General features: G+C 66.2%; 22 protein-coding genes and 1 pseudogene. 14 read left to right on the forward strand and 9 right to left on the reverse strand.

The genetic code is table 11. The annotated features are described in order from the left end of the window. Positions 1–535: 535 nt before the first annotated feature. The 5 genes from mihF to metK all read left to right on the forward strand — a co-directional run bounded on the left by mihF (position 536) and on the right by metK (position 4,483). Positions 536–850 carry an integration host factor, actinobacterial type gene (gene mihF, locus BN4332_RS03255; RefSeq protein WP_003880790.1) on the forward strand — a complete coding sequence of 105 codons (315 nt, stop codon included), beginning with the start codon at positions 536–538 and terminating at the stop codon, positions 848–850. An 11-nt stretch (positions 851–861) separates the two neighbouring features. Further along, complete coding sequence (gene gmk / locus BN4332_RS03260; protein ID WP_066897155.1) at positions 862–1,452, forward strand: guanylate kinase; 591 nt, start codon at positions 862–864, stop codon at positions 1,450–1,452. A gap of 97 nt (positions 1,453–1,549) precedes the next feature. Beyond that, the gene (rpoZ, locus tag BN4332_RS03265; protein WP_066897156.1) at positions 1,550–1,873 is read left to right on the forward strand and encodes a DNA-directed RNA polymerase subunit omega; all 324 of its coding nucleotides are present in this window, start codon (positions 1,550–1,552) and stop codon (positions 1,871–1,873) included. 18 nt (positions 1,874–1,891) lie between these two features. After that, positions 1,892–3,139: a bifunctional phosphopantothenoylcysteine decarboxylase/phosphopantothenate--cysteine ligase CoaBC gene (coaBC, locus tag BN4332_RS03270; protein ID WP_066897157.1), complete on the forward strand. Its 1,248-nt coding sequence runs from the start codon at positions 1,892–1,894 to the stop codon at positions 3,137–3,139. A 144-nt stretch (positions 3,140–3,283) separates the two neighbouring features. Further along, positions 3,284–4,483, forward strand: a complete 1,200-nt coding sequence (gene metK, locus BN4332_RS03275; protein ID WP_066897158.1) for a methionine adenosyltransferase — start codon at positions 3,284–3,286, stop codon at positions 4,481–4,483. 71 nt (positions 4,484–4,554) lie between these two features. Here the strand turns inward: metK and BN4332_RS03280 are convergent, their stop codons facing one another. Then, positions 4,555–5,154: a TetR/AcrR family transcriptional regulator gene (locus BN4332_RS03280; RefSeq protein ID WP_066897159.1), complete on the reverse strand. Its 600-nt coding sequence runs from the start codon at positions 5,152–5,154 to the stop codon at positions 4,555–4,557. A 98-nt stretch (positions 5,155–5,252) separates the two neighbouring features. On the opposite strand from BN4332_RS03280, the gene BN4332_RS03285 reads away from it, so the two are divergent. Further along, on the forward strand, positions 5,253–5,726 hold the full coding sequence (locus tag BN4332_RS03285; protein WP_066897160.1) for an SRPBCC family protein: 474 nt from the start codon (positions 5,253–5,255) through the stop codon (positions 5,724–5,726). Between the two features lie 4 nt (positions 5,727–5,730). Here the strand turns inward: BN4332_RS03285 and BN4332_RS03290 are convergent, their stop codons facing one another. From BN4332_RS03290 to BN4332_RS03310, 5 genes are all read right to left on the reverse strand, one after another. Next, positions 5,731–7,206: a flavin-containing monooxygenase gene (locus BN4332_RS03290; protein ID WP_235654233.1), complete on the reverse strand. Its 1,476-nt coding sequence runs from the start codon at positions 7,204–7,206 to the stop codon at positions 5,731–5,733. A gap of 247 nt (positions 7,207–7,453) precedes the next feature. Next, positions 7,454–7,741: a hypothetical protein gene (locus BN4332_RS03295; protein WP_160110796.1), complete on the reverse strand. Its 288-nt coding sequence runs from the start codon at positions 7,739–7,741 to the stop codon at positions 7,454–7,456. Between the two features lie 439 nt (positions 7,742–8,180). Further along, the gene (locus tag BN4332_RS03300) at positions 8,181–8,747 is read right to left on the reverse strand and encodes a ferredoxin family protein (RefSeq protein ID WP_235654004.1); all 567 of its coding nucleotides are present in this window, start codon (positions 8,745–8,747) and stop codon (positions 8,181–8,183) included. A gap of 171 nt (positions 8,748–8,918) precedes the next feature. Further along, positions 8,919–9,884 (reverse strand): DUF1152 domain-containing protein, encoded by a 966-nt coding sequence (locus tag BN4332_RS03305; protein WP_066897164.1) that lies wholly within the window; start codon positions 9,882–9,884, stop codon positions 8,919–8,921. A 159-nt stretch (positions 9,885–10,043) separates the two neighbouring features. Next, entirely contained in the window at positions 10,044–11,018 is a 975-nt protein-coding gene (locus tag BN4332_RS03310; RefSeq protein WP_084459154.1) for an SMI1/KNR4 family protein, read from the reverse strand. A gap of 180 nt (positions 11,019–11,198) precedes the next feature. Here BN4332_RS03310 and BN4332_RS03315 point away from each other — a divergent pair, with 180 nt between their 5' ends. Further along, positions 11,199–12,302 carry a hypothetical protein gene (locus BN4332_RS03315; RefSeq protein ID WP_160110797.1) on the forward strand — a complete coding sequence of 368 codons (1,104 nt, stop codon included), beginning with the start codon at positions 11,199–11,201 and terminating at the stop codon, positions 12,300–12,302. A 183-nt stretch (positions 12,303–12,485) separates the two neighbouring features. On the opposite strand, the gene BN4332_RS03320 is transcribed toward BN4332_RS03315, so the two are convergent. Beyond that, complete coding sequence (locus BN4332_RS03320; RefSeq protein ID WP_066897167.1) at positions 12,486–12,953, reverse strand: DUF805 domain-containing protein; 468 nt, start codon at positions 12,951–12,953, stop codon at positions 12,486–12,488. 209 nt (positions 12,954–13,162) lie between these two features. Between BN4332_RS03320 and BN4332_RS03325 the strand changes: the two genes are divergently transcribed. The 4 genes from BN4332_RS03325 to BN4332_RS03340 all read left to right on the forward strand — a co-directional run bounded on the left by BN4332_RS03325 (position 13,163) and on the right by BN4332_RS03340 (position 17,295). Further along, positions 13,163–14,395, forward strand: coding sequence for an ATP-binding protein (locus BN4332_RS03325; protein WP_066897168.1), 1,233 nt, complete (start codon positions 13,163–13,165; stop codon positions 14,393–14,395). Further along, complete coding sequence (locus tag BN4332_RS03330) at positions 14,392–15,537, forward strand: tetratricopeptide repeat protein (protein WP_066897169.1); 1,146 nt, start codon at positions 14,392–14,394, stop codon at positions 15,535–15,537. Before BN4332_RS03325 ends, BN4332_RS03330 begins: the two co-directional genes overlap by 4 nt. 136 nt (positions 15,538–15,673) lie before the next feature. Further along, a complete protein-coding gene (locus BN4332_RS03335) occupies positions 15,674–16,753 on the forward strand; it encodes a catalase family peroxidase (RefSeq protein WP_096866818.1) in 1,080 nt (359 codons plus the stop codon). Continuing rightward, entirely contained in the window at positions 16,750–17,295 is a 546-nt protein-coding gene (locus BN4332_RS03340; RefSeq protein WP_074132955.1) for a cytochrome b, read from the forward strand. The genes BN4332_RS03335 and BN4332_RS03340 overlap by 4 nt, the downstream gene beginning before the upstream one ends. A 2-nt stretch (positions 17,296–17,297) precedes the next feature. Here the strand turns inward: BN4332_RS03340 and BN4332_RS03345 are convergent, their stop codons facing one another. Continuing rightward, positions 17,298–18,245, reverse strand: a complete 948-nt coding sequence (locus BN4332_RS03345) for an alpha/beta hydrolase (protein WP_066897179.1) — start codon at positions 18,243–18,245, stop codon at positions 17,298–17,300. Here BN4332_RS03345 and BN4332_RS03350 point away from each other — a divergent pair. Further along, positions 18,208–18,966 carry a lysoplasmalogenase gene (locus BN4332_RS03350; RefSeq protein WP_084459155.1) on the forward strand — a complete coding sequence of 253 codons (759 nt, stop codon included), beginning with the start codon at positions 18,208–18,210 and terminating at the stop codon, positions 18,964–18,966. The two genes, BN4332_RS03345 and BN4332_RS03350, sit on opposite strands and share 38 nt — an antisense overlap. Then, a pseudogene (locus BN4332_RS03355) lies at positions 18,963–20,197 on the forward strand (primosomal protein N' family DNA-binding protein). The gene BN4332_RS03350 and the pseudogene BN4332_RS03355 overlap by 4 nt, the downstream one beginning before the upstream one ends. A gap of 39 nt (positions 20,198–20,236) precedes the next feature. Here BN4332_RS03355 and BN4332_RS03360 read toward each other — a convergent pair. Beyond that, complete coding sequence (locus BN4332_RS03360; protein WP_066897171.1) at positions 20,237–20,791, reverse strand: MarR family winged helix-turn-helix transcriptional regulator; 555 nt, start codon at positions 20,789–20,791, stop codon at positions 20,237–20,239. A gap of 55 nt (positions 20,792–20,846) precedes the next feature. Between BN4332_RS03360 and BN4332_RS03365 the strand changes: the two genes are divergently transcribed. Further along, positions 20,847–21,566, forward strand: a complete 720-nt coding sequence (locus BN4332_RS03365) for an SDR family NAD(P)-dependent oxidoreductase (RefSeq protein WP_066897172.1) — start codon at positions 20,847–20,849, stop codon at positions 21,564–21,566. Positions 21,567–21,581 lie beyond the last annotated feature (15 nt).

A 21,581-nucleotide genomic window follows, 5' to 3' on the forward strand; every position in this document is an offset into this window, starting at 1 on the left:
CCAGGGCAGAAGCGCAGGTCAGACGCTTGAGATTCATGTCGCGGCTCCCTTCGTGGGCGTTGGCGCCCCGCTGGCGACGCTATTTAGCCAGTCTGTGTAAGTGCTTTGTGGCAATTAGGTGTCTGCTGGGCGGCGTGCTCAGGGCATGTTTTGACGTGCACGTAACCAGCTCCGACACGCCCGACACGCCGTGACCAGCGAAAATTTTCTCCGCGGGGCCCTGACCGCTTGTTTTGGTGACGACGACGGGCCTGGTGGCCGTGCCGGGAGTTAGCTGTCGGCGGCCCGAAAACCATTGACTTGCAGGAATATCCGGCCGGAGGGGCGGCGCAGGTCGGTGCTCGCTGACGGTTTCGCGGGGAAAGCGAGCGTCGCCCGCGCGCACTACACGCTGGGCTTTTGGCGTCGTAACCAGGGGGTGGGGTTCGCTTTCGTCAGCCAGCGTGGGTAGGTTCGTCGTCGCTGGCTGGTTTGCACTCCAGCCGTACAAATCAAGTGATGGCCGAAGAAGAATCGCCAGGAGACGGAGGAACCCGTGGCCCTTCCCCAGTTGACCGACGAACAGCGCGCGGCAGCGTTGGAGAAGGCTGCTGCCGCACGTCGAGCGCGAGCCGAGCTCAAGGATCGACTCAAGCGCGGCGGCACCAACCTCAAGCAGGTGCTCACCGACGCCGAGACCGATGAGGTCTTGGGCAAGATGAAGGTCTCTGCTCTGCTGGAGGCCCTGCCCAAGGTCGGCAAGGTCAAGGCGCAGGAGATCATGACCGAGCTGGAGATCGCCCCGACCCGCCGTCTGCGCGGCCTCGGTGATCGTCAGCGCAAGGCCCTCCTGGAGAAGTTCGACCAGTAGAGACGCCCGCATTGTGCGCTGGTAGAGGGGCTGGACAACACACCGTGACGGCTCCGGTCGTCGTGTTGTCCGGTCCCTCCGCCGTCGGGAAGTCCACCGTGGTCCGCTGTCTGCGGGAGCGGCTTCCCGACCTGTATTTCTCCGTCTCGGTCACCACCAGGGCACCACGCCCGGGGGAGATCGACGGAGTCGACTACACATTCGTGTCCGCGGAGCGGTTCCAGCAGCTGATCGACGACGGCGAGCTGCTGGAATGGGCCGAGATCCACGGCGGACTCCATCGGTCGGGGACACCGGCCCAGCCAGTGCGGGAGGCCGCCGAGGCCGGGCGCCCGGTGCTGATCGAGGTGGATCTGGCCGGCGCGCGGGCCGTCAAGCAGGCCATGCCCGAGGCGGTATCGGTGTTCCTGGCGCCGCCGAGCTGGGACGAGCTGGTCAGCCGGTTGTCCGGCCGCGGCACCGAGACGCCCGAGGTGATGGCCCGGCGACTGGAGACCGCGCGGGCCGAAATGGCCGCGAAGTCCGACTTTGACCAGGTCGTGGTGAACCGCCAGTTGGATTCCGCATGCGCTGAATTGGTATCCTTGCTGGTGGGCAGCTGACGACTCATCGTGCCGGGACCGACGCGATCGGATCCGCGAGCCATCCGCACGCTGTTCAGAAACGTATTTTTCGCCAAAACCGCCAGGAGACTTTTTCGTGAGCACCCCGCACGCCGACGCGCAGCTGGCCGCTGCGGACGACTTGGGTATCGACTCGTCCGCCGCCGGCGCCTACGACACGCCGCTGGGCATCACCAATCCGCCCATCGACGAGTTGCTGGACCGCGCGTCGAGCAAGTACGCGCTGGTGATCTATGCCGCCAAGCGCGCGCGTCAGATCAACGACTACTACAACCAGCTGGGTGACGGCATCCTCGAGTACGTCGGTCCGCTGGTCGAGCCCGGTCTGCAGGAGAAGCCGCTGTCGATCGCGATGCGGGAGATCCACGAGGACCTTCTCGAGCACACCGAGGGCGAGTAGCCAGGCCAGGGCCGGCACGTGAGCGCGCGTAAGCGAATCGTCGTCGGTGTCGCCGGCGGTATTGCCGCCTACAAGGCGTGCACCCTGGTGCGCCAACTCACCGAGGCCGGTCATTCGGTGCGGGTGCTGCCCACCGAATCGGCGCTGCGCTTCGTCGGTGCCGCGACGTTCGAGGCCCTGTCGGGCAATCCCGTGCACACCGGTGTGTTCACCGACGTCCACGAGGTGCCGCATGTCCGGATCGGCCAGGAGGCCGATCTTGTCGTCGTCGCACCCGCCACCGCCGATCTGCTGGCCCGCGCGGTGGCCGGCCGTGCCGACGATCTGTTGACCGCCACGTTGCTGACGGCGCGATGTCCGGTGCTGTTCGCCCCGGCCATGCACACCGAGATGTGGTTCCACCCGGCCACGGTCGACAATGTGGCCACGCTGCGCCGTCGGGGTGCGGTTGTGCTGGAACCCGCGTCAGGCCGGCTCACCGGGGCTGACACCGGTGCCGGGCGACTGCCCGAGGCCGAGGAGATCACCACGTTCGCCCAGCTGCTGCTGGAACGCGGCGACGCGCTGCCCTACGACCTGGCCGGGGTCAAAGCCCTGGTGACCGCCGGTGGCACTCGTGAACCGATCGATCCGGTGCGCTTCATCGGTAACCGCAGTTCCGGCAAGCAGGGCTACGCCGTGGCCCGCGTGCTGGCCCAGCGTGGTGCCGACGTGACGCTCGTCGCGGGTAACACCGCAGGTCTGGTGGACCCGGCCGGCGTCGACGTCGTACACATCGGGTCCGCATCGCAACTGCGCGATGCGGTGACCAAATACGCCCCCGAATCCAATGTCCTGGTGATGGCCGCGGCCGTCGCCGACTTCCGTCCCGCACAGGTGGCGACCAGCAAGATCAAGAAGGGTGGGGCATCGGAGCCCAGCTCGATCGACCTCGTCCGCAACGACGATGTGCTCGCCGGTGCGGTGCGGGCCCGCGGCGAGGGTCAGTTGCCCAACATGCGGGCCATCGTCGGCTTCGCCGCCGAGACAGGTGACGCCAACGGCGACGTGTTGTTCCACGCCAGGGCCAAGCTGCAGCGCAAGGGCTGCGATCTGCTGGTGGTCAACGCGGTGGGGGAGAACCGCGCATTCGAGGTCGACCACAACGACGGTTGGTTGCTGAGTGCCGACGGTGCCGAGGTCGCCCTCGAGCACGGTTCGAAGACTCTGATGGCCACCCGTATCGTGGACTCGATCGCGGCGTTCCTGGGCAAGCACGACGGGTGATCCGACGTACGCATCTCGGTGCGGATAAGGGTTGCGCATCGGCGTCCCACGCGCTTGGGTGCAACAGGGCATAGATACTATTCGCCTAACTAAGTAGTTTTGAGACTGAGAGAACTTTCAGATCCGCAAGGAAGGAAGCAGACCGTGAGCCAAGGTCGCCTGTTTACCAGTGAGTCGGTAACCGAAGGACATCCCGACAAGATCTGTGACGCGATCAGCGACTCGGTGCTCGACGCGCTGCTGGAGCAGGATCCCAAGTCGCGGGTCGCGGTGGAGACGCTGGTGACCACCGGCCAGGTGCACGTCGCCGGCGAGGTCACCACCTCCGCCTACGCCGACATTCCGAAGATCGTGCGTGACCGCATCCTGGAGATCGGCTACGACTCGTCGACCAAGGGATTCGACGGTGCGTCGTGCGGCGTGAACATCGCCATCGGCGCGCAGTCGCCCGATATCGCCCAGGGCGTGGACACCGCGCACGAGGCGCGCGTCGAGGGCGCCGCCGATCCGCTCGACGCGCAGGGCGCCGGTGACCAGGGCCTGATGTTCGGATACGCCATCGGCGACACCCCCGAGCTGATGCCGCTGCCCATCGCGCTGGCCCACCGGCTGTCGCGTCGACTGACCGAGGTGCGCAAGAACGGCGTGCTCGACTACCTGCGCCCCGACGGCAAGACGCAGGTCACCATCCAGTACGACGGCCGCACCCCGGTGCGTCTGGACACGGTCGTGCTGTCCACCCAGCACGCCGACGGCATCGACCTGGACGCCACCCTGACCCCGGACATCCGGGAGAAGGTCGTCAACACCGTCCTGGCCGACCTCAACCACGAGACGCTGGACACCTCCGATTTCCGCCTGCTGGTCAACCCGACCGGCAAGTTCGTGCTTGGCGGGCCGATGGGTGACGCCGGCCTGACCGGCCGCAAGATCATCGTCGACACCTACGGTGGCTGGGCCCGCCACGGCGGCGGCGCCTTCTCCGGCAAGGATCCGTCAAAGGTGGACCGCTCGGCCGCGTACGCGATGCGCTGGGTGGCCAAGAACGTCGTCGCCGCCGGGCTGGCGGAGCGGGTCGAGGTCCAGGTCGCCTACGCGATCGGCAAGGCCGCTCCGGTGGGTCTGTTCGTCGAGACCTTCGGCACCGAGACCGTCGACCCGGCCCGCATCGAGAAGGCCATCAGCAGCGTGTTCGATCTGCGCCCCGGCGCGATCATCCGCGACCTGGACCTGCTGCGGCCCATCTACGCCCAGACCGCGGCCTACGGCCACTTCGGACGCACCGATGTCGAACTGCCGTGGGAGCAGCTCAACAAGGTCGACGACCTGAAGGCTTCGGTCTAGCTTTTCGTAGAGGCGCCCCAGAACGCATGTTCTGGGGCGCCTTTGCATTGTCCGGGTGGGATCAGGGTCGATCAGGTGCGGTAGTGCTGTACGACGCGGCCGGCGAGGGCACGCGCCCGCTCCAGTGCGGCATCGGTGCCGAACAACTCGCGATGGGTGTTGCCCGCAGACAAGTAGGCGTCGACCCGGAAGGCGTCTTCGGCAGGGTCGGGTGAACCCGCCACGGAGAACTCGTCTTCCAGCAGCTGCAGCCATTCCCGCTTGAGGTTTCGCACCGCGTCGGCCACCGGCCCGGTGCGATGTCCGAACTCGACCGATGTCGCCGTCACAAAGCAGCCGCCGGGGAACACCTCGGCGCGTAGATACGCCAACCACGAATCGAGCAGGGCGTCCAGCCGCGCGGCTCCGGGCTCACAGCCCAGTGCCGGACGGATCACGACGTCGATGTAGACCTCGCGCGCCTCGGCCACTGCGGCCAGTTGGATCGCCTCCCGACTGCCGAAGACTGTCAGGATTCCGCTTTTGCTCACCCCGGTCGACGTGGACAAACCACCCACCGTGATCCCGTCCAGGCCGTGGGTGGTGGCGATGTCTGCTGCGGTACGCGCGACCAGCCGCCGGGTGGCATCACCGCGCGCTCGCCGCCCGTCAGCTGCGGGTGAAGCGGTCATCGCTTCACAGTAGCCACACCCTGGACGTGGGCGGGCCGGTCGCGTACGGTCAGGGCCGACATATATGCGACCGATCGGTCGCATAGATTGGAGGAGTCATGGCCGCCACCTTCAAACCCCTACTGGAACGCCGGGTCACCGTCGACGCGACGCCCTCCGTGGTGTGGGACATCGTCCGGGACATCCGGCGGATGCCGGAGTGGAGCCCACAGGTGGTATCGGTGAAGTTGCGCGAACCCGATGGCGCCATCCGGCTCGGATCCACGTTCACCAACCTCAACCGCCTCGACGAGCTTGAGTGGATCACCCACGGGGAAGTGGTGCGGTACGTGCCCGGGGAAGAGATCGCCTTCCGAATCGCCGAGAACTACACGATCTGGTCCTTTTCGATCAGCCCGGACGGCGCCGACGGCACCGTGCTCACGCAACGGCGCGAAACCCCCGACGGGATATCGCAGTTTTCGCTCGAACTGACCGAGTCGCACCTCGGCGGACAGCAGGCCTTCACCGAGATCCTGGAAGCCGGAATGGAGCAGACCCTCAGCGCCGTCAAGGCATGCGCCGAGTCCTGAACGGCTACGAGGTGAATGCGTAGTCGTCGAGATCGAAGCGACGGCTGCGCCAGTACGCCTCGAATGTGGTCGCCGGCCGCAGCGGCACATCCCCGTTGCGGTCGAAGTAGTAGCTGTTGGCCAGGCTGCAGCTGTCCTGCCAGAAGATCTGGCGGTGACGCTTGCGCATCATCTCGGCGAAGTACCGGTCGTTGGCTTCCTGCCGGACCTCGACGCGGCGGGCCCGGCGGGAACCGGCCCGGCGGATGCACCGCACCAGGTGGTGCGTTTGGGCCTCGATCAGCGCGAAGTAGGACGACCCGACGTACCCGTAGGGGCCCATCACGGTGAAGAAGTTCGGGAAGCCGGGGATGCTCACACCCTGATAGGCCTGCATCCGGTGCTGATCCCAGAAGTCGCTCAGGGATTGTCCGCCCGATCCGACGATCTCGAAGGTCAGCGCGTCGACATCCATCACCTTGAAGCCGGTGGCCAGGATGAGGACGTCGACGTCGTGGCTCTCGCCGTCGGCGGTGGCGACACCGGATCCGGTGATCTTGTCGATCGGCTCAGTGACCAGTTGCACGTTGTCCCGGTTGAATGTGGCCAAATAGCTGTTGTGGAACCCGGGTCGCTTACATCCCACCGCATACCGGGGTGTGAGCTTGTCGCGCAGCTCCGGATCGCGCACTTGCTGGCGTAGGTAGGCCCGGCCTGCCGCGCCCGCCCGCTTGGCGAACGGGTTGATCGTGAAGTACTGCGCGGCCAGCGGGAAGGTGAACTCCACATACGCCTGGCTGATCAGCCGGTGCAGGGTGCGGCCGCCGGGCAGCCGCATCAGCCAGCGCGCCACCGGTGGGATCGGCACGTCGAACTTCGGGAAGCACCAGATCGGAGTCCGCTGAAACACGGTGAGCTGCTTGACCTTCGGCGCGATCTCGGGGATCACCTGGACCGCCGAGGCGCCGGTGCCGATGATCGCGACGCGTTCGCCGGTCAGATCCACGGTGTGGTCCCAGCGAGCCGTGTGCACGGTGGTCCCGGCGAAGGAGTCCACGCCGTCGATCTCCGGCAACTTCGGGATGGTCAGCACACCGCTGGCGTTGACCAGGAACCGGGACGTCAGTGACTCTCCCGTCTCGAGCTCGACCCGCCACAGGTCCTCGACATCGTCGAACACCGCTCGCGCGACGGTGGTGTTGAACCGGATCCGGGGCCGCAGGCCGTACTTGTCGACGCAGGTGTCGGCATAGGCGCGCAGCTCGCTGCCCGGGGCGTACGTGCGTGACCAGTTCCGTGACTGTTCGAACGAGAACTGATAGGAGAACGACGGAATATCCACGGCCACACCGGGATAGGTGTTCCAGAACCAGGTCCCGCCGGCCCCGTCGCCGGCCTCCAGGATCAGGTAGTCATGGAGGCCGGTCTTGTCCAGCGCGATCGCGGTGCCGATGCCGGAGAATCCGGCGCCGACGATGAGCGTGTGAAAGTCAGGCATCAGGCCACCTCCCGGCCGCGTCCGATCATGCGGACGCCGTGTTTGGGTCGCAATGTCAACGTAGCCCCCGTACCGGCCGAGTTGGCAGGATCGGAGGATAAACATCCTCCGGTTCGTGTGAGCGAGACGTGAGACGTCGATCGACCGGGGCATCGAATATCCACGCAATGGTGGCCGATGTGCCCACGAATGTCGGCTGACCTGCCGGCAGTTTGAGATTGTCGGTGCGCTACGCAACTGACGTAGCTCGTCAGTAGGACTTGTTCAGCTGCCATGGCCACCATGACGGGGCGCTGGTGGGGCAGAGTTCGGTTGGGACGGGGTTGTATTGGGAGTTGATTGAGTAGACGACGATGACCGGAGTGAGCAGGACCGCGGCGGTGATCGCGACGTATATCGACCAGTCACGCTCAATGAGCAGGTGAACAATCGTGTAGGTGATCGCGACGGCGGCGATGGTGAGCATGGCTTGCCCCAGCAGAATGACGAAGACGAATCTGTCGCCGGCGTCGACTTCTTGGAGGCAGGTGTCAAGCATGTCGGACACGATTCCCACGGAGACGCCGTAGGCGAGGAGTCCGAGGGTTGGGCTTAAGACGAGCCCGACGAGCACACTCACACATCGTGGCATCAGTTGCACCCCAAGCATGTTGACTCGTGGTGGGCGGCGTCAAGGGCGGCTTCGTGCATGCCGATTATGTAGACAACAGACGGTGCGGCTTCCCTGGCGGTCATAAGAGTGCTCGGTTGCCGACATCGGTGAATTCGATTGAGAATTCTCGGCGAGGACCACTTCATGGCGGGAAGTGTAGGTACCGACCGCATTTCTACGGCGGCGCTTTCGAGGCGAATTGATGAAGATACGAAGGAGTTGCGGATGCTTGCCGCATGAGTGCGTTCGAGTTGGTGTGTACTTCCTCGGGGATATCCTGCTGGCCCGCCCGGTGGCGTCGCGCCTGTGGCACCGAGTTTCTGCGCTACGAGAGCGTCGGCAGCGCTTCGTTCGGCGATGCCGGGCGGCGGTGCTCGAGCCAGAATCCATACTCTCGGAGGTAGATTTCGAGACCATCCGTGATGAACGCCCAGTACTCGCCCATCAGGAACGTCATGTCCCAGCCCTTCTGTTGGGACCACATCTCGTTAGCTGTAGCGATCCAGTCGAGCAGCCGGTCTCGCTCTTCCCACCACTCTCGCACCAGTGCCAACGTCCAGTGTTCGTCTCCGTCGCATGCGTAGGCCTCGAATACCTCCTGACACGCCGCGCTCAGTAGCCGCTGAACCTCATGTTCATCACGCGGCTGCCGGTACACGAACTCGGACCCGAACTCGTCCTCGAAAGCGACATTGGCCGGTGCGACGAACCCGGTTAGGCAGTTGTCGGTGTCGGCGCAGTAGAACGGTCCGGGCACATTACGCCAATCCCGCTTGCTCCACTCTCCATGTAGATATTCCTCGGGTGGCCCGAGGAACGCAGGCCCGAAAGGGTACTCAGTGATTTCCAGGCCTACTGACTTCGCAACTGTCGGAAGTGGGTCCCAGTACACTCTCTGGACCTTAGCCGGTCCGCTGCCAGCTCTTGCCCGATTCAACTCCTCGCGGGTGCTGTGTGCTGTTGATTGTGCAGGCGTGGTCCGCGCGCCTTGTAGTGGCAGATCGGCCAGAGTGCGCTTAGGCGGCGCAGGCTGACAGGCCGTCGATTGGCGCGCGGCGGTGAGTCAGACCGGAATGATTCGTCTGGGGCGCAGCGGCGTGTGATCGCGGAATGCTTCGATCGCTGCGGCGACTTCGAAAGGTGTTGTCGTGTGGGCGATGTCATTACGGTAGAGCACCCGGTCGGCCACCGTGTGGAGGTCGAACCCCCACACCATCGACATGAGGGGGTTTATGAATAATTCGATACCTTTGTCACGGGTGCGTGCCAGGGAGTGGTGGTCCCCGAATTCGCCGCGGGCGGCGTCGGTGATCGACGCGCACACGATGCTTTCCCGACCGGGCGTGTGCTGTTGAACCCAGGAAGCGGCATCCAACCACGCATCGACGGCCGCTATCCCGGGAGTGAGGGCGAAGACGCCGTGATAGGCGCCGAGTTTGGCAAGGGCAGCAACGTTTTCCAGAAAGTGTGCGTGACACACACCGTGGTAGGTATCGACACCGAACCCGACGCAGACAGCCAGTTTGACCGGAAGGTCGAGTGCGTGAGCGGCCAGCAGGCTGGTGATGTCTTCGACCGGTGTTCCGAGGCCGGCCTCGTCGCCCGTCATGAGCAGATCGGTACCGCCGTCGACGAGCACGACCGCGTCGAGGTGTAGTTCACGCGCCAGCCACGCGTACGCCGCACGGACGTCGGCGGGACCGCCTTTGCGGACCAGGAACACGCGGTCGGAGTAGCCATGGTCGCGGAGCCAGACCGCGAGGTGCTTCTCGGGGAAGTAGGCCGGCGGACCACTGGTGTCGGCGTCGACCTCGAACAGGCCCGGCGCAACCGGTTGTGCGGTGGTGCGTGTGACCGGGGTGAAGGTGAGGTTGGCCAGAAACACCGTCTTGTGTTGTTCATGGAGCGCGAACGCTATGGGTAGGCCGCTGATCAGGTCGTGACCACCGCCGGCGCCGGCGATCAGAATGCGCCCGCAATCTCGTAGGCGGTGCAGTACTGATGTGTCCAACAGCGTGGGCGCAGCCATCTGTCGAAGTATGGCCTATGGGGTGACGGGATTGCCTCGTATCTAGCCGTGGTGAGCGGCTCTTAGCGGTGGGTCTGTTTGGATTTCATCGTGTGGTTGGTTTCCTCCGTCGTCGGGCCCTGTACTCAGCGTGGGTTACCCCTGGCGCAGATGTGTCACTTAGATCCCCGGGCGACCCCAGAGGCGGAGGATGTCGTTTGCGGTGGTTGCCAGATCGTGGCCGCTTTCCTCGATGCCGGCGGCAAGGAGCTGCGGTGGTACTTGCCCCGCGTCGAGCAGGATGCGCCACTCGGTCAGCCCGATCGATAGGTACTCAAGTGAGGGAAAACGGTTGAGCTGCAATGGGTCTACGAGTACGCCCGGGATGGCGCTTATGGTGCGGATCCGTGGGTGATCGAGCAGGGGGCCGAGGTCGGCGGGTGTGTCGAGCGTGCCGATGCTGAGGACTTCGAGGCCGGCCTTGTGAGCGGCATCGGCGATCGTGTTACCGGGTCCGTCGTTGATGTAGGCCGTCCCCGCGCGGTGCACCGGGCCGGTTCCGTCGCCTTCATGGCGGTGCACCAGTAGCTCGGTGAACGATTCGGCGAGGTGTGTTGCCCCGGCGTTGTACTCGTGGTCGAGGAAGATGACCTGGCCTCGGTGCCCGTTCTGTGCGGGGGTGAGGTCGGCGGCGTAGACGTCGCCGTACCCGTTGTGGCCGACGGGAAACCACAGCGGTGTCGCGGCGAGCGGCTGGATCCGACCCGCCGGATCCGGACCGAGTGTTTCCATTGCCCCGAACTCCCAATCCAACATGCGTTTCTCGGGCAGGTACCAGGGCCGGATGTCGGTGTCATCGAGCGGGATGATCTCCATACCGTCGAAGCCCGCGTCCTCGCCGAGGATGATCTCCCCGCGCCCGGCGGTCAGGTAGATCGCTCTGACCTCATCGGTCAGCGGTACGCCGAGTTGTGCTTCCACCGCCGCGAGCTGCTCGGCGGTGGCCGGTGTGGCGTCGGGGATCTTCTCGGCGATGAGCCGCGACAGTGCCGCCGGGTCGGCGCTCGGTGCAGGACCGACGGTCACGCTCGGGTCGGGCTGTCGACGGTAGAGGGCGGGTAGGGCCCCATCTTGCAGAATGAGATTGCGGGACACGCGCCGAAGTGTAGAGACCGAGCGTGAGAAGCGGAGGCATTCGCTCCGAAAACCGAAAGTGGTCCAGAGTTTTCAGCCGCAGGACCACTATGCCTTCGGTGATCCCCACGATGCGCGGCTGGGTCCCATGAAACGTCGGTTCCGGAGATTCAGTTTGGAGCGATCGATCCGCCCGTTAACTTGGCCATCTGCGAGCGGACCTCTCCTACAGCTCCCGTAGCACTGGATGGTCGCATCCAGCCGTGCGGTCGTCTGCCTGTTGTCGGGGATCCGGGTTTCTCTCGCCGCAATCCACTTACGGTCAGGCAAGTTTTGACTCATACTTTGCATTCGATTCCCGTGGGCGTTGCCCAGAGAAAGGTGACGATGCGTTTTCCGTGGAAGCCTCGAAGCAAGAGAACGGTCTTGGCGACGGAGGATGACCGTCACCGTCACGTACGCGAGCTCGTGATCAGCGAGCTGCAGCGGCGTGGAATGACGGTGCGCCCTGCGCCCGGTGATGCGCCAGGCGACGATCGTTTGGCCATCGACACGGGCACCGTTATGTGGTTGAGCAACATGCACATGCGCTGCCGTGGGGTACCGGTAGATGAGTTGCCGGACGCAGTGCGTTTCGAGGTCGACAACTTCTTGGCCGGGCTGGACGCGCCACCGATGTCGGAGCTGTCCGATGACGAGTTCTTTGCCCAGATGCGAACCCGGCTGATCACCCCGGATACGAGTGGCGAGCTGTCCGTGGACTACGCAAGGCCGGCGTTCGACGGACTCGTGGCAGAGCTCAGGCGCGACCTCCCGACGACCGTACAGACCGTCAGCGACAGCGACATCGCCGGCCGGGACATCGACCTGCTGTACGAGATCGGTCAGCGCAATACTGACGCGGAGCCCGTCGAGATCGAAGCGCTGGATCACGAAATTTTTGCGCTGACAGGCGAGTCGTTGTTCGTGGCATCCAAGGCGCTGAACATGCCGCGGTTGATCGAGACGGTTCTGAATGGTGTGGCCCCGTTGGGGGTGTTGTTCAGCGTGCCGCACCGCAGTGCACTGTTCCTGCATCGCGTGGGTGCGTCCACGGTCGATGCGGCGCCATGGATCGCGACGGCCACCATCGGTGAGGCCGAAGATGCACTCGGCGGCGTGATCAGCCGGGACACCTACTTCTGGCACGGCGGCACGGTGCAACTCGTAACTGCCGTCGATCTGGACAACTACTCGATCCGTCTCATCGTCGAAGGGCCGTTCGCGGACGCACTCGAACAGGTAGCAGAGCTACCACGTGGGTAACCCCGACACGCTGAACCGGCGTTACGGGCCTTGCCGAACATGATTGCGGTCAGGCCGGATTGGGGCTTGCCGAGCGTGATCGGCCCGCCGACTTTGATTCGGTGACCGTGGCGTCACCAAGCCCCCGAATGCAGGTGCGCGAATGCGTTGTCGACCGCTTCCATCCGGGAGCCCATCTTCGTCCTAGTCATCGCGGCGGTCGAAACGTTCAGCAAGAGGTTTGGAGGGCAGTACGCCGAAGACGATCGCCAACACGGATCCGATGTAGGGCAACAGAAGTAGTAGGCACATCCACCCTGACAAGTCGGCGTCGTGCAGTCGGCGGACCAAGAGCGCCCAGGTTGGAACCAAGCACACCAGTACGAATACCGCCACAGGTATCAGGGACATGCGTCCGAGCGCGCTCGGGTCTCCGGCTACGGCGACGATTGCCACGCAGAAGATGGCGACTGCTGCGATTGCCAGCTGGACCCACCAGTACTCACTACGTGACGCGCGGCCCGAGAAGCGTGCGTAGCTGCGGAAGAACCGCGCCACTGCCTGACCAAACGTTGCTCCGTACAACGGCAACGTGAGATCGCGTGGATCCGTGGCACCGAGCGGTTCGGGCGGATACTGCTCGTCGAACGAAGTTTCCTCGCTGCGGGTCATTGATTCCTCTGCTCGATTATTCGGTTGTGCACAGAACCGCCTTGGTTCCGGTGGCCTATCCAGGGGCGGAGATCAACGGGGACGGTACACCGTTGCTTGAAGCAATGGATGCATTTGTGTGGAGTAGAAGGCCGCGCATCAGGAGGTGATTACGCTATCGCTGCGCGGTCTCGTTGGGCGACCGTTTCCGGGTGGGAGGACGGGACTGTATGGCTGTAGACCCTCAGGTTCTGGCGGCGATCGACGGTGCGGTTCGTGCCGACCCGGCTAATCGGGCACTGCGGCTGCACCTCGCAGATCTGCTCCTCGACGACGGCCAGTACGTCGCCGTGCTCGGCCACTGCGAGCTGCTGCTGCAACAGTCGCCGGAGGACGCCGAGGCTCTCGCGCGGAAGAGCGCCGCTCTCCAAGGCTTCGGCATGCCCACGCCGGCACCGACTCCCGAGCAGGTTCCTGCTCCTCCGGTTCCGCCACCACCACCGGCGGCACTGCAGCAGCCTCAGCAGGCCGAGGCATGGGCCACCGCTGACGATGATGATGACGACGCCATCCCGGTCAGCGATTTGATGGAAATCGTCCGTCCGGAGTTCACCCTCGACGACGTGGCCGGCATGGAGGACGTCAAACAGCGGCTGCGGATGAGCTTCCTCGAACCGATGCGCAATGAGGAGCTGCGTAAGTCGTTCGGGCATGCGCTGCGGTCCAGCCTGCTGCTGTGGGGGCCGCCCGGGTGCGGTAAGACGTTCTTGGCCAAGTCCCTGGCGGGCGAACTCGGGCTGTTCTTCATCCACGTCGGCATCGCCGACATCCTCGACAAGTGGCTCGGCAACAGCGAGCGCAACATCAAGAGCGTCTTCGAAGAGGCTCGGCAGATGCGCCCGACGGTGTTGTTCATCGACGAGCTCGACGCACTCGGCCACAAGCGCGCGCAGACATCGAGTTTCGTCCGCAGCATCGTCAACCAGTTGCTGCTCGAACTCGACGGAGCCACCAGCGACAACGAGGGACTCCTGGTGCTCGGGGCCACCAACCAGGTGTGGGACGTCGACCCCGCGCTGCTCCGGCCCGGCCGTTTCGACCGCAAGGTGCTGGTGCTACCACCCGATCGGCCGGCCAGAGAGGCGATCCTGGCGCACCACCTGCGCACCAGCCCGACGGACCGACTGAATCTGGCCACCGTGGCCGAACGCACCGACGGCTACTCGGGCGCCGACCTGGCGGGCCTGTGCCGTCACGCCGTCGAGTTCGCACTGCACGACTCGGTGCGACGCGGCACGACGCAACCGGTCAACCAGCGTCACCTCGATGCGGCCCTCAAGGACACCCAGGCCAGCACGGCCTCGTGGTTCAGTCTGGCCCAGAACTACGTCGCGTTCGCCGAAAACCGGGACGACTACACCGAACTCGAGCGCTACCTCGCGAGGAGAAAGAAGCGGCGATGACGTCGATGGCCGAGCGGGCGGCGGAGAAGGTGCGGGTGCTTCTCGATCTCGACCGCAATGAGGAAGCTGCCGAGGCGGCTCGCGCCGGGCTGCACAGCGACCCGAACAACGCCGAACTGCTCGGACTTCTTGCCTCCGCACTCTACGAGGGCGGTCACGCGCGCGAGGCCCGTAAGTGGTGCGAGCGTTCGCTGGCCGTCGACCCGAACCAGGCCTGGGTCCACGATATCCGGGCCCGCGCGATCCTCGCCGGTGCCGGCAAGCCCAAGGAAGCCCTCGAATCTGCCAGTGCCGCAGTGAGGCTCGCGCATACCCGCGCGTACTACCGCTACACGCTGACCCGCGCCCAACTCGAGGCCAAACAGCGGAAGAACGCGCAGTCGACCGCGGAGTCGATCCGAACCATCGCGCCGGCCTCACCGTTGGGCCCACTCTCGGAAGCGATCGTCGAGATCGACCGCGCGAAATTCTTCAAAATCAATCCGGTCTGGGCGGTCGTGGCCGTGGTGTTGACCCGGGGACTCGTCCTGGTGTTCTGGGCCATCGCGTGGCTCTACATGTATGTACGTCGGCGCGGCCCGCTGCGGCGCGCCGACGCCCACCTCGTGGAAGCGCTGCGCCTCAACCCCGGCGACGCCTTCACGCATCGAGTCGCTGCCGAGGTCGCCCGCTACCGTTTTCGGTTCATCCGGGCTGTCGACTCCACCCTCGCCTCGGCGGCGATCGACGCGCACATGGTCGACGCGACCGAGCTGGCCCGCGGCATCGTGCGCAGAACCTCGGTGATCGCCGTGATCACGTTCGTCTTCTGGTGCGTGCTTCTGCTGTCGACGCTCAGCTTGATCCCGTCCGCCGCCGTGACAGCCCTCCTTGGCACCGCCCTGGTGATTGCTGCCGCCGCGGGCGTCACCTGGCTCTACGAGGAGCAGACCAAACGGCTACCGCCGGGGGTCCTGCGGCTTGTCCGTCGCCGCTGGGGACTACCGGTCACGGCGCTCGTGATGGCGGGGTGGTTGTCCATCGTGGCCGGGAGCAACAACCCGTGGGGTGTGGCGATACCAGCCGGGGTCGGCGCAGCGATCCTGCTGGCCGGTTTCTGCGTGCTGACCGCGAGGCTGGTGTCAGCCAGGCGGGGTGGCTGACGAGCCGCTGCCGTCGACCGGGCAGTGCGCGAAGGGCGATCCGACACGGCATCGAGCGCCGGCCGATTGAACGGCCGGCAGCGGTATCCCGTTTCACACTGGACAGAGTCCAGTTGCGAAATGGGGTGCGACCACGATGGAGTCCGATGACGCTCCGGAGCTCAACCGCAGGAGAGCGCTGCTGGGGCTGGCCGCCGTCGGCGGTATCGCAGCCATCGGTGTCGGAGGGCTCGCCGAGGCGGCGGGCTGGCTCCGACCCGACGCACTGACACCCGCCGATTTCGCCGACCGGTTCGAACAGGTAGCCGGACGTCATGAGGGCTTTCGCCGCAATCACGCCAAGGGCCTGGCTGCGACGGGCACCTTCACCAGCACCGGCGGCGGTGTCGAAGTGAGCCGGGCGGTGGTGTTCGAACCCGGCACCGTGCCCGTCGTCGGAAGGTTCTCGCTGTCGGGCGGGCTGCCCGATCAACCCGACAGGCCCGACACCGTGCGCGGTCTTGGCCTGATGTTCCGCCTGCCCGACGGCGACCAGTGGCGCACCGCGATGATCAACCTGCCGGTGTTCCCCGACGCCACGCCGCAAGGCTTTTACGAGCGCATGCTGGCCTCGCGTCCCCAGCCGCAGACCGGCAAGCCGGATCCGCGGGCGATGGCGGACTTTCTGGCCCGCCATCCCGAAACCGCCGCGGCGACGAAGATCATCAAGCAGGACCCGCCGAGCCCCGGGTTCGCCGACAGTACCTACCGTGGCCTCAACGCTTTTCGCGCCACGAACGCGCAGGGGCAGACCACAGCCGTCCGCTGGGCCGCGGTGCCGGTGCCGCATGAGCGGCCCGCCGAACGCCACCAGGGCGACGACGGCAATGTTCTCTTCGACGCCCTGATCGACGCCGTGGCGCTCGGCCCGATCAGCTGGAAACTGGTTCTCACCGTGGCCGCTCCGTCCGACCCCACTCACGACGCGACGCTGCCGTGGCCGGGCAACCGTCAGACCATCGAGGCGGGCACCATCACTCTCGACGCCGTCCAGACCGAAGCGGCCGGGAACGCCCGCGACATCAATTTCGATCCGCTCGTCCTGCCCGACGGGCTGGCGCCGTCCGACGATCCGCTGTTGAGCGCGCGGTCGGCGGTCTACGCGCGTTCGTTCGACCGCCGGGCCCGAGAACCCAAGTCGCCCAGCGCAGTCGTCGTTCCTGGAGATGCGCAGTGAGCACTCGGTTCACCGTGGTGTCGCGGCTGCTGCACTGGTCGATGGCGGCCATGGTGATCGCGCAGTTCTTCATCGGCGTCACGATGATCGCGGCGCTCAGCTACTACCCGCTGCTGCTGGCGATTCACCGTCCGCTGGGCATCGCCATCCTGCTGTTCGCGATCGTGCGGCTCGTCAACCGGCTGACCCACCGGCCGCCGCCCTTTCTCGCGACGATGGGCCCGCTGGAGCGGCGCGTCGCCACGTATTCCGAATATCTGCTGTACGCACTGCTTTTGGCGCAGCCACTGATCGGATGGGCGATGCTCTCGGCCGCGCAGTCACCGATCGTGTTGGGCGGGGCGTTGCACCTCCCGGCGATCGCCCCGCACAACCTCACCCTCTACGCCGTGCTGCGCACCGCGCATACGGTTGCCGCGTACCTACTGTTCGCGACCTTCACCGCGCACATCTGTGCGGTGCTGTTCCATACGGTGGCACTGCGCGACGGCATTCTTCATCGAATGTCCCTGTGGCCCGGCAGAAGCCGACCCGGCGAATAGCGTCAGCCGTGCAACGCCGCCCGCAGTGCGGCCAGCGCCCGGTCGAACGCCTCCGTCGCCGCCGGAACCACACCGGCGTAGCCGATGTATCCGTGCACCAGGGTTTCGGCGTTGTGCAACTGAACCGGAACACCAGCGGCCGTCAGCATTTCGGCATAGCGGATGCCGTCGTCACGCAACGGGTCGTGCCCGGCCACCGCGATATAGGCCGGCGCGAGCCCGGACAGGTCCGCCGCGCGGGCCGGAACCAACGTCACCGGTGGATCGGACAGGTCGACGTGGCCGGCGTACCAGCGGGAGAAACCCTGAACCGCGTCGAGCCCGAGGATCGGCGCCTGCGCGTTCTCCTTGAACGACGGCAGGCTGGTGTCCCATGTCGTGGCCGGGTACCAGAGCAACTGGAAACGCAGCCCGGGTAGGCCCGCGTCGCGCGCCAGCAGCGCGACGACCGCGCTCAGATTGCCGCCGGCCGAATCCCCGGCGACGGCCATCCGGCCGGCGTCGACACCGAGTTCGCCCGCATTGGCGGCCACCCACTGCGTCACGGCCCAGACGTCGTCGACCGCGGCCGGGTAGGGATGCTCGGGGGCCAGGCGGTAGTCCACCGACACCACCACCGCGTCGGCGCCCACCGCGTGCCCTCGGGCGCTGCCGTCGTAACTGTCCAGGTCACCGAGGGACCAGCCACCGCCGTGGATGAACACGACTACGGGCAGTGTCGCGTCGTCGGCCGTCGGCGGACGGTACACCCGCACCGGGATCGGACCGGCCGGCCCGGGGACCTCGCGGTCCTCGGCTCGCACCTCGGGATGAACCGGTATGCGGGGAATCTCACTGAACTGGCGGCGAGCTTCCTCGACACCTATCTCGGTCGATAGTTGGAACGGCACTGCCTCCAGTACCTTCTGCAGGATGGCATCGACAGCCGGTTTCTCCTCAGCAACGGACATTCCGCCACCGTACGCACACCGCCGCACGATCCGGTTGTGGGGCACCGCCGCGGGCGTCGGCGCGGCCTACGGCATCTTCCTGCTCGTGGTGGCGCTGCGCTCACCGGCCGGTGCCGACCTCACCGGACAGTTCTTCGCCCAACCGGCGGTCAAGGCGTTGCCTGCACTGCTGCTGGCGGCGGCCGCATGGTTACATCCGATCGTGCGGGAACGCCGCTGGCTGGTCGGTGCGCTGGTGTTCTCGGCGCTCGGCGACTTCCTGCTCGCCATCCCGTGGTGGCAGCCGTCGTTCGTGTTGGGGCTGGCCGCATTCCTGGTCGCTCACCTGTGCTTTCTCGGCGCACTGCTGCCGCTGGCCCGCCGATCGACGCCCCGGTTGATCGGCGTGGCGCTGACGGTCCTGGCCTGCCTGGCGCTGCTGACCTGGTTCTGGCCCCGGCTCGTCGAACAGGGGATGGCCGTGCCGGTGGTCGCGTACATCGCGGTGCTCGGCGCCATGGTGTGCACGGCCCTGCTCGCCCGCTTGCCCACGCCGTGGACCGCGGCGGGTGCGGTCTGTTTCGCGGTCTCGGACTCCATGATCGGGATCAGCGAGTTCGTCCGGGGCGATCAACTGCTGGCCGTGCCGATCTGGTGGGCGTACGCGACGTCGCTACTGCTGATCACGGCGGGCCTGTTCTTCGGCCGGGCGTCAGACAAGTCTGCTAAAGCTGTGCAGTGACGATCACCCGCCGCGCCGCCGAGCATGAGCCCATTGCGCGGGTGCTCCCTCTGCTGACGGTGCCGCATCTGGACCGGGAGTTCGATTACCTGGTGTCGGAGGAACAGTCCGACGACGCGCAGCCCGGTGTGCGCGTCCGGGTCCGGTTCAACGGCAGGCTGGTCGACGCGTATCTGCTGGAGCGGCGGTCGGATACCGACCACACCGGCAAGCTGGGCTGGCTCGATCGGGTGGTCTCACCCGAACCGGTGCTCACCGGCGAGGTACGGCGGCTCGTCGATGCCGTGGCGGCCCGCTATGCCGGGACCCGCGCGGATGTGCTGCGCCTGGCGGTACCGCCGCGCCATGCCAGGGTCGAGAAGCAGACTCCTGACGAACCCCAACCCGCCGAGCCGATTCCCGTCGACACCAGCGCATGGGCCCGGTACGGCCGCGGCGAGCAGTTCCTGAGCGCGGTCGGTGAGGCCCGGGCGGCCCGAGCCGTGTGGCAGGCCCTGCCGGGGGAGAACTGGGCGCAGCGGCTGACCGAGGCGGCGGCCGTGGCGCTGAACGCCGGGCTGGGTGTGCTGGCCGTCGTGCCCGATCAGCGCGACGTGGACGCGCTGTACGCCGCGGCCGTCGACCGGGTGGCTGACGCACGCGTGGTCGCGCTGTCGGCGGGGCTGGGACCGTCGGCCCGCTACCGCCGCTGGCTGGCGGTGCTGCGGGGTCAGGCGCAGTTCGTGATCGGCACGCGCAGCGCGGTGTTCGCCCCGGTCACCAATCTCGGGCTGATCCTGGTGTGGGACGACGGTGACGACAACCTCGCCGAGCCGCGGGCGCCCTATCCGCATNGGTGGCGGAGTCGGCGATCGCCACGGTGCAGGCGCTGATCCGGTGGGATCCGGTGGGGCACGCCGACGCCGAACTCGACGGCCGCGGCGAGGTGGGGTTGCCGCCCGCGGTGCACATGGCGGCCATCGACGGGACGACCCCGGCGGTCACCGCACTGCTGGAGACGGCCCACCTGCCCGATACCGCCGAAACCCTCGGGCCGGTAGACCTACCGGTGGGCGCCCGCCGCCCGCCGGGACTGGATCCCGATGCCGAGGTGGGCCGAATGCTCGTGCGGGTACCCCGAGACGGGGGCCTGGAATTGGCGGCCGCGCTGCGCCGGGCCACCGCGGTGCTCAGTGCGCGCCACGACCAGCAGCCGTGCCGTATCCAGATCGACCCGCTGCACATCGGATAGTCCTCGGCGCCAACGGTTCAGGACCGTTGCGATGGACCGTCACGCGCCAGGACCGGTGGAGTGCCCGACATGCCCGGGCCGCCGATCGGCGCCCAGGACTGTCGAAAGGTGATCGAGCAGCACTTTGAGGGTGCGCTCGAGCTGTTCTTGCTGACGCCTCGGTAGGCCATCGAGTAGCTGACATTCGCGCGCCAGGACCGTGGCGACGAGGTCGTCGACCGTGGCCCGGCCACGTGCGGTGAGTTCGACGTCGACGGTGCGTGACTCGCGACGGCCAGTTCGTTTCACCAGACCCTGCGCTTCTGCCCGATCCACGCGTTGGGTAATTGCCCCGGCAGTGATGAGTGAGGCCGCCGCCAGCTCACGGGTGGTCATCCGGTACGGCTTGCCGTGGCGGCGCAACGTGGATAGCAGGTCCAGGGTGGCCGTATCGGCGTGGTGATCGCGCAGCAGCCGGGCCCGGTCGTCGCCGAGGAGCTTCGCGACGTGCCATACCCGCGTCACAATGCCGATGGAATGCACTGGAACATTCGGTAATTCGCGTTTCCAGGCGGCGGCGATCGCGTCGACGGGGTCTTCTGCCGTTGCCTCCATGAGCCCTCCTGCTAGTCTTGTTTAGACCTAAACGATGCTAGCAGGGGAGACACCTATGCGCACTGTCGTAGTCACCGGCGGCGGCACGGGAATTGGCCGCGAGGTTGCCGCTCAGTTCGCTGCGGAGGGTTGCGATGTCGTCATCACCGGCCGCCGCGACGACGTCCTCCAGAAGGCGGTGACCGAGATCGATGGCTCGGTTCGCGCCGTCGTCATGGACGGAACCGACCCCGAGCAGACCGCTGAGGTGGCGCGAGGGGTCGGTGCCGTCGACGTGTTGGTCAACAATGCCGGCGGTAACACCGATTTCGACCGGGGTGAACCGCGTACGTTGGCCGACGTCGCCGACGCATGGCGCCGCAACCTGGACAGCAACTTGATCACCGCCGTGTTGATGACGACGGCGTTACTTCCTGCCATGCCCACTGGATCGGCCGTCATCACGATCGGTTCGATCGCCGCCGACAAAGGCGCCGGTTCATACGGAGCCGCCAAGGCCGCCGTCGCGTCCTGGAACGTCGACCTCGCGCGACAGATCGGCGATCGTGGCATCACTGCCAACGTCGTCTCGCCGGGCTACATCGCCGATACCGAGTTCTTCCGGGACAAGCTCACCGACGACCGAAAGAATTCTCTGATCGATGCGACGATGACGCAACGGGCGGGTGCGCCCAGTGACATCGCGGCGACCGTGCGGTTCCTTGCCTCGCCGGGCGCCCGGCAGATCACCGGACAAACCATCGCCGTCAACGGAGGGGAGTGGACTACTCGTTAGACATCCGAGAGCCAA

This window comes from Mycolicibacterium houstonense, from assembly GCF_900078665.2.
In the GTDB taxonomy this organism is placed as follows: domain Bacteria; phylum Actinomycetota; class Actinomycetes; order Mycobacteriales; family Mycobacteriaceae; genus Mycobacterium; species Mycobacterium houstonense.